We start from the raw sequence: 5,015 nt of genomic DNA, 5'->3' as shown, positions 1-5,015 counted from the left end.
AAACAATTTTCTGATACATTAATTCATACAGGTTTTACTTAAAAATAATACCCAATAATTCAATATGGTCTCACCAAGAATGTCTTTTAGTGAAAATCAATTACCAGACGGACCTAAAGCTCCTGCATTGTTTCAGATGCTCAATTGGATTTCTCGACCTTTTGAATATCTAGAAGAATGCACTGATAAATACGGCGATATCTTTACTATAAAGCTATTAGGATTTCCTCCATTCGTATTCATAGCGCATCCTCAAGGGATTAAAGAGATTTTCGCTGCTGATGCTCAATGTTTTGATGCTGCGCGTATAAACAACAATGGAGGGGGTCGTCTGATTATGGGAGATAATTCCTTAATCTTAATGGACGGCCCTCGTCACGAAAGAGAACGTAAATTACTTATGCCGCCTTTTCATGGAGATAAAGTAAAATCATACGCTAAGTCAATCTGTGAAATAACTGAAAAAGTAGCTTCTTTTTGGAAAATAAATGAACATTTTATTGGTACAGAAGTTACTCAAGAGATTACTCTGAAGGTAATTATGCAAGTAGTGTTTGGATTTAGTGAAGGGGAAAAATGCGACCAACTTAGATCCGCCATAGCTCATTGGTTAGAACTTACCTCTTCTCCAACGCGCTTGAGTTTTATATTCTTGAAACCTCTGCAAGTAGACTTAGGATCTTGGAGTCCTTGGGGCAACTTTATCAGGGCAAAACAAAAAATTTACGACTTATTCCAAGCGGAAATAGAAGATAAACGCACTCATCCCCAAAAACGTGGCAATGACATCTTAAGTTTAATGCTATGTGCAACTGACTCAGAGGGTCAGGTAATGAGTGATGAACAGTTAAAAGATGAATTAATTACTTTGTTATCTGCTGGACATGAAACTGTTGCTAATGCTCTAGCTTGGGCTTTTTACTGGCTGGCAAAAAATCCCTCGATCAAGGAAAAGCTCTTACAAGAAATCGATAGTTTAGGTAAAAATCCCGATCCGATTGAAATATCTCGTCTCCCATATTTAACGGCTATTTGTCAAGAAACGCTGCGAATTTATCCGGTAGTACAGGTGGCTTTGGCGAGATTTGCGAAACAAGATGTAGAAATAATGGGTCGCTTTTTTAAAGCTGGGACAACATTTATTCCCAGCATTTATTCAATTCATCATCGAGAAGATTTGTATCCAAATTCCAAACAATTCAGACCAGAAAGATTTTTGGAGCGTCAATATACTGCTTATGAATTTCTCCCTTTTGGTGGCGGTGTGAGACTTTGTTTGGGTCACGCCTTGGCTATGCTAGAAATAAAACTGGTAATAGCTTCAATCGTATCTAAATACAACTTAGAATTAGCTGATGATAAACCTATTAAACCAATACGTCGCAGTGCAGTAATCGCACCCTCAAATGGAGTACCTTTAGTGTTGAAGGGTTTTCGCTAATTTCAGTAGACTGAAAAGTTTTGCGATCGCTCCCTAAAGAGAAATAAAATTTAACTTCACCTTGTTTGCAAGCCTTTAAGGTTAACTCTGTTTGGTTAAATCAAGGACGATCGCTTTCAGCAAAGACTCTTGTTGAGTTTTTAAGTAAAAATGATCTCCAGGAAACATTTGTAGGTTAAATTTTTTACTGGTTTGCTCTTGCCAACTAGCTAGAGAATCTCGGCTAATTTTAGGATCGTTTATGCCTCCAAATGCAGAAATCGGACAATTAAGAGGGGGTTCAGGTAGGTAAACATAACTTTCCTTTAATGTTAAATCTGCCCGCAGAATCGGTAAGTAGAAGTTTATAAATTCTTGATTTTCTAAAATGTTACTTGGTGTACCATTGTAAAGGCGTATTTCTTCTAAAAGATCGGTATCGGAAAGTTTAGCGATCGGTAAATCTAAATTAGGAAGTTGTGGAGCGGAATAACTAGAAATAAATAGGTGTAATGGAGTAGGATATCGTAGTCTGCGAAGTTGACGCGCCACTGCAAAACTAAGCAATGCGCCAACACTATGACCAAAAAACATAAAAGGGCGATCTAGATTAGGTAAAAGTGCTGTTGTAAGAGCGTCAATTAAAGAAAATATATTAGTAAATTTCTTTTCTTTATATCGGTTTTCTCGCCCTGGAAGTTGGATGCCGCAAGCTTCAATATCTGGAGGTAAATAAGTAGACCAACTGCGAAAAATAGAAGCACCTGCACCTGCATAAGGAAAGCAAAAAAGGCGTAAAGATGCTTGAGGATTTGGATAATACTTAATAATCCAACTAGATGTCATAAGTTTTATATCGTAAATTGGGGTAGATATAGCGAAGCTGTCACCAGGGGCAAGATAGTCTGAAAGTATTGCCAATGTCATTGGAAGGATAATATTGCCGTTTCGGCAAGTTTATCCTTCCAATTGACTCCGGCAAATATATGCTTCCAATTGGATTGGAGATGCTCTAGCATCTCACACGAATATACGACTCACAACTAATGCCTTGTTTTTCTTGGGTACTGAGGTAAAGCTTTTACCTCCAAGTCTCCTTGGCACTGGCTTGAGTGCTTGACTTAATCTTACTTCTTCATCTTTTGAAAAAATCTTAAATTTTTGGCAGCTTTATGGTTCCATTTTTAGTTAACGGCAATCTTATGCTTCCAACTGTTGCAGATGTCGGGTGACTACTTAACCTCAGAATGAATGTTACAGCTACAGTCACGGCAATATTATCCTTCCAGTTCCGGCAATATTATCCTTCCAATGACAGCCAAAACTGGGTTTCAGAACTCCTATTTCAGATCCAGTATAACCCTCNAGGGGAGGCAGGGGAGGCAGGGGAGGAAATCATTAACTTCTAACTTCTGACTTCTGACTCCTGTTTCCTCTAAAATATTTGAAATACTATGGTCTGGGAATGGCGATGATTACACTCAATCAAGTTGAAGCAATGATTAAGTCAGAATTACCGAATGCGGTGGTTCAAGTTCGAGATTTGGGCGGGGGTGACCATTTACAAGCGATTGTGGTATCAGCCGAATTTGAAGGCAAGACTTTAGTAAAACAACACCAAATGGTTTACAAAGCCGTTAAAGAAGCCATGGCAACCGAAGCTATTCACGCTTTAGCATTAAAGACCTATACCCCTCAAGAGTGGGAAAAAGCCAGCACTGAATTCTGATCTAGCTTAATACCCAAATTCTCGGAAATCAGTTAGACTCAAATCTGGGATTCTATGATCGTTTTGCCGATCAATTAACCTATCCAAACCTACCTTATTCTATTAATAAACCATGACAACAGACGCACAGGAAAAAATTAAAGATCTGATCACGAAAAACAAAATCTTTGTTTTTATGAAGGGAACAAAGCTCATGCCAATGTGCGGTTTTTCCAATAATGTTGTGCAGATTTTAAATACTTTGGGGGTTCCTTTTGAAACCCTAGATGTTTTAGAAGATTATGAAATTCGCCAAGGGATTAAAGAGTATTCCAACTGGCCAACGATTCCTCAGGTCTATATCAACGGTGAGTTTATTGGCGGTTCTGATGTGCTGATTGAACTGTATCAAAAAGGTGAGTTACAGCAACTGGTAGAAGTGGCAATTGCTTCATAAAACGGTGTTGGGTATCGGGTTTCGGGTGTTGGGTTGCAGTTGATTTCTGCCTAACCCTCTATCCCTGATATTCCCGCTTTCCCAACCCTTTCTGGACTTCTGCCCTAATAATAATCTACTTGACGTTGAGGCATCGGCATTTCAAAATTCGAGGGGTCGTAAATGTATCGAGTCGCTTCTTCCTCCAAACGACTAACTAAATAGGGTTCTAAGGTATTTGTATGTCTGAGGGCGGCTAAGTAACCGTCTAAATATAACCTGAGATCATCATAACGATAACCTCGATTCCACATCTCGACGAGGGCGTCGGTGAGTTTCTGATAATGGCGAATCGTTAAGGTGTCCTGAAGCATGGTTTGAATGGGGGTTAAGGGGTAATTACTCGATTGAACTAAAAGGTCAGGCCGGATTCCGGGAACTAAGACTCGTCTATTTTCATGTTAACTCTTTCCATCTTAACTTCAGATCAAAATTACCCCGGTTGGCTTTGATACTTTTGACTATTAAGGTGATGGGGAGGTAACAGTAGCTACAAAATCAGAAAGATTACCCTGTTACGCTTGAACTCAACATTGAAGAAGGAAGCTCGCATTCGTGGGATCTGCTTGTATTTCAATTATTGAGGGAAACCCGCATTTACGGTCGCTCTTGGGTTGGCATTTACAGCACGTTGGTTACTTGGTTCATCAGGCTGCTGATTTGCACAATGCAAGGGATATCTTCTATGCTCATCAACCCAATTTAGTGATTTTGGACGCTGAATTACCAGAGGGAAATAGTTTAGAGTTTTGCCAATGGCTTCAGCAGCAACGACAATCTTTAATTCTGATGTTATCGGCTCGCACAACGGAATCCGATATTGTCCGGGGTTTGAGGGCGGGCGCTGACGACTATTTAACCAAACCCTTTGGAATGCAGGAATTTTTGGCGAGGACAGAATCCTTAATGCGCCGTAGTCGCACCATTGTTCCGCCAACCATCTTGGATTATGGATCTCTCAAAATTGACTTGGTACAGCGTCGTGTGCGCCTACAGAGTCAATTGATTGAACTCACTCCCCAGGAATATAGTCTGCTCTATGTTCTCGCTCAAGCCTGTGGAGAACCTTTGAGTCGTTCAGAACTGTTGCGACGGGCTTGGCCAGATGCTATTGACAATCCTCGCACGATTGATACCCATGTTCTTTCGTTACGGAAAAAGTTAGAAACTGACCCCCGTCAACCGAATTTAATCCAAACGGTTCGGAATATTGGTTATCGTCTCAATTTGGAAGTTCTGAAAGCAGAAACGGTTCGCGCTGTTAGACTCAATGGCAAATATCCACCCATTCGCGGAGTCAAAACAGAGAGTAGTGCTTGATCTGATGGAGATCAGGGAATAATCAAAATCTAATCCTTTATTTTGATTATTCCCTCTTTTCACGGGATTAT

General features: G+C 40.0%; 6 protein-coding genes. 4 read left to right on the top strand and 2 right to left on the bottom strand.

Annotated features, from left to right (window positions below):
- Nucleotides 1-79 precede the first annotated feature (79 nt).
- Complete coding sequence (locus PL11201_RS02785; RefSeq protein ID WP_144017652.1) at nucleotides 80-1,441, top strand: cytochrome P450; 1,362 nt, start codon at nucleotides 80-82, stop codon at nucleotides 1,439-1,441.
- 81 nt (nucleotides 1,442-1,522) lie between these two features.
- On the opposite strand, the gene PL11201_RS02780 is transcribed toward PL11201_RS02785, so the two are convergent.
- On the bottom strand, nucleotides 1,523-2,266 hold the full coding sequence (locus PL11201_RS02780; protein WP_079677114.1) for a thioesterase II family protein: 744 nt from the start codon (nucleotides 2,264-2,266) through the stop codon (nucleotides 1,523-1,525).
- Nucleotides 2,267-2,891: 625 nt separating this feature from the next.
- Between PL11201_RS02780 and PL11201_RS02775 the strand changes: the two genes are divergently transcribed.
- Both PL11201_RS02775 and grxD read left to right on the top strand, forming a co-directional pair.
- Nucleotides 2,892-3,149, top strand: a complete 258-nt coding sequence (locus PL11201_RS02775; protein ID WP_079677113.1) for a BolA family protein — start codon at nucleotides 2,892-2,894, stop codon at nucleotides 3,147-3,149.
- Between the two features lie 112 nt (nucleotides 3,150-3,261).
- Entirely contained in the window at nucleotides 3,262-3,585 is a 324-nt protein-coding gene (gene grxD, locus PL11201_RS02770; protein WP_079677112.1) for a Grx4 family monothiol glutaredoxin, read from the top strand.
- 104 nt (nucleotides 3,586-3,689) lie between these two features.
- On the opposite strand, the gene PL11201_RS02765 is transcribed toward grxD, so the two are convergent.
- Nucleotides 3,690-3,938, bottom strand: a complete 249-nt coding sequence (locus PL11201_RS02765) for a DUF6761 family protein (protein WP_079677111.1) — start codon at nucleotides 3,936-3,938, stop codon at nucleotides 3,690-3,692.
- 241 nt (nucleotides 3,939-4,179) lie between these two features.
- Here PL11201_RS02765 and PL11201_RS02760 point away from each other — a divergent pair, with 241 nt between their 5' ends.
- On the top strand, nucleotides 4,180-4,944 hold the full coding sequence (locus tag PL11201_RS02760; RefSeq protein ID WP_079677110.1) for a response regulator transcription factor: 765 nt from the start codon (nucleotides 4,180-4,182) through the stop codon (nucleotides 4,942-4,944).
- The last annotated feature ends 71 nt before the right edge of the window (nucleotides 4,945-5,015 follow it).

It is taken from the genome of Planktothrix sp. PCC 11201 (assembly GCF_900009135.1).
Taxonomy (GTDB): domain Bacteria; phylum Cyanobacteriota; class Cyanobacteriia; order Cyanobacteriales; family Microcoleaceae; genus Planktothrix.
This window is presented reverse-complemented; position numbering and strand designations above follow the sequence as displayed.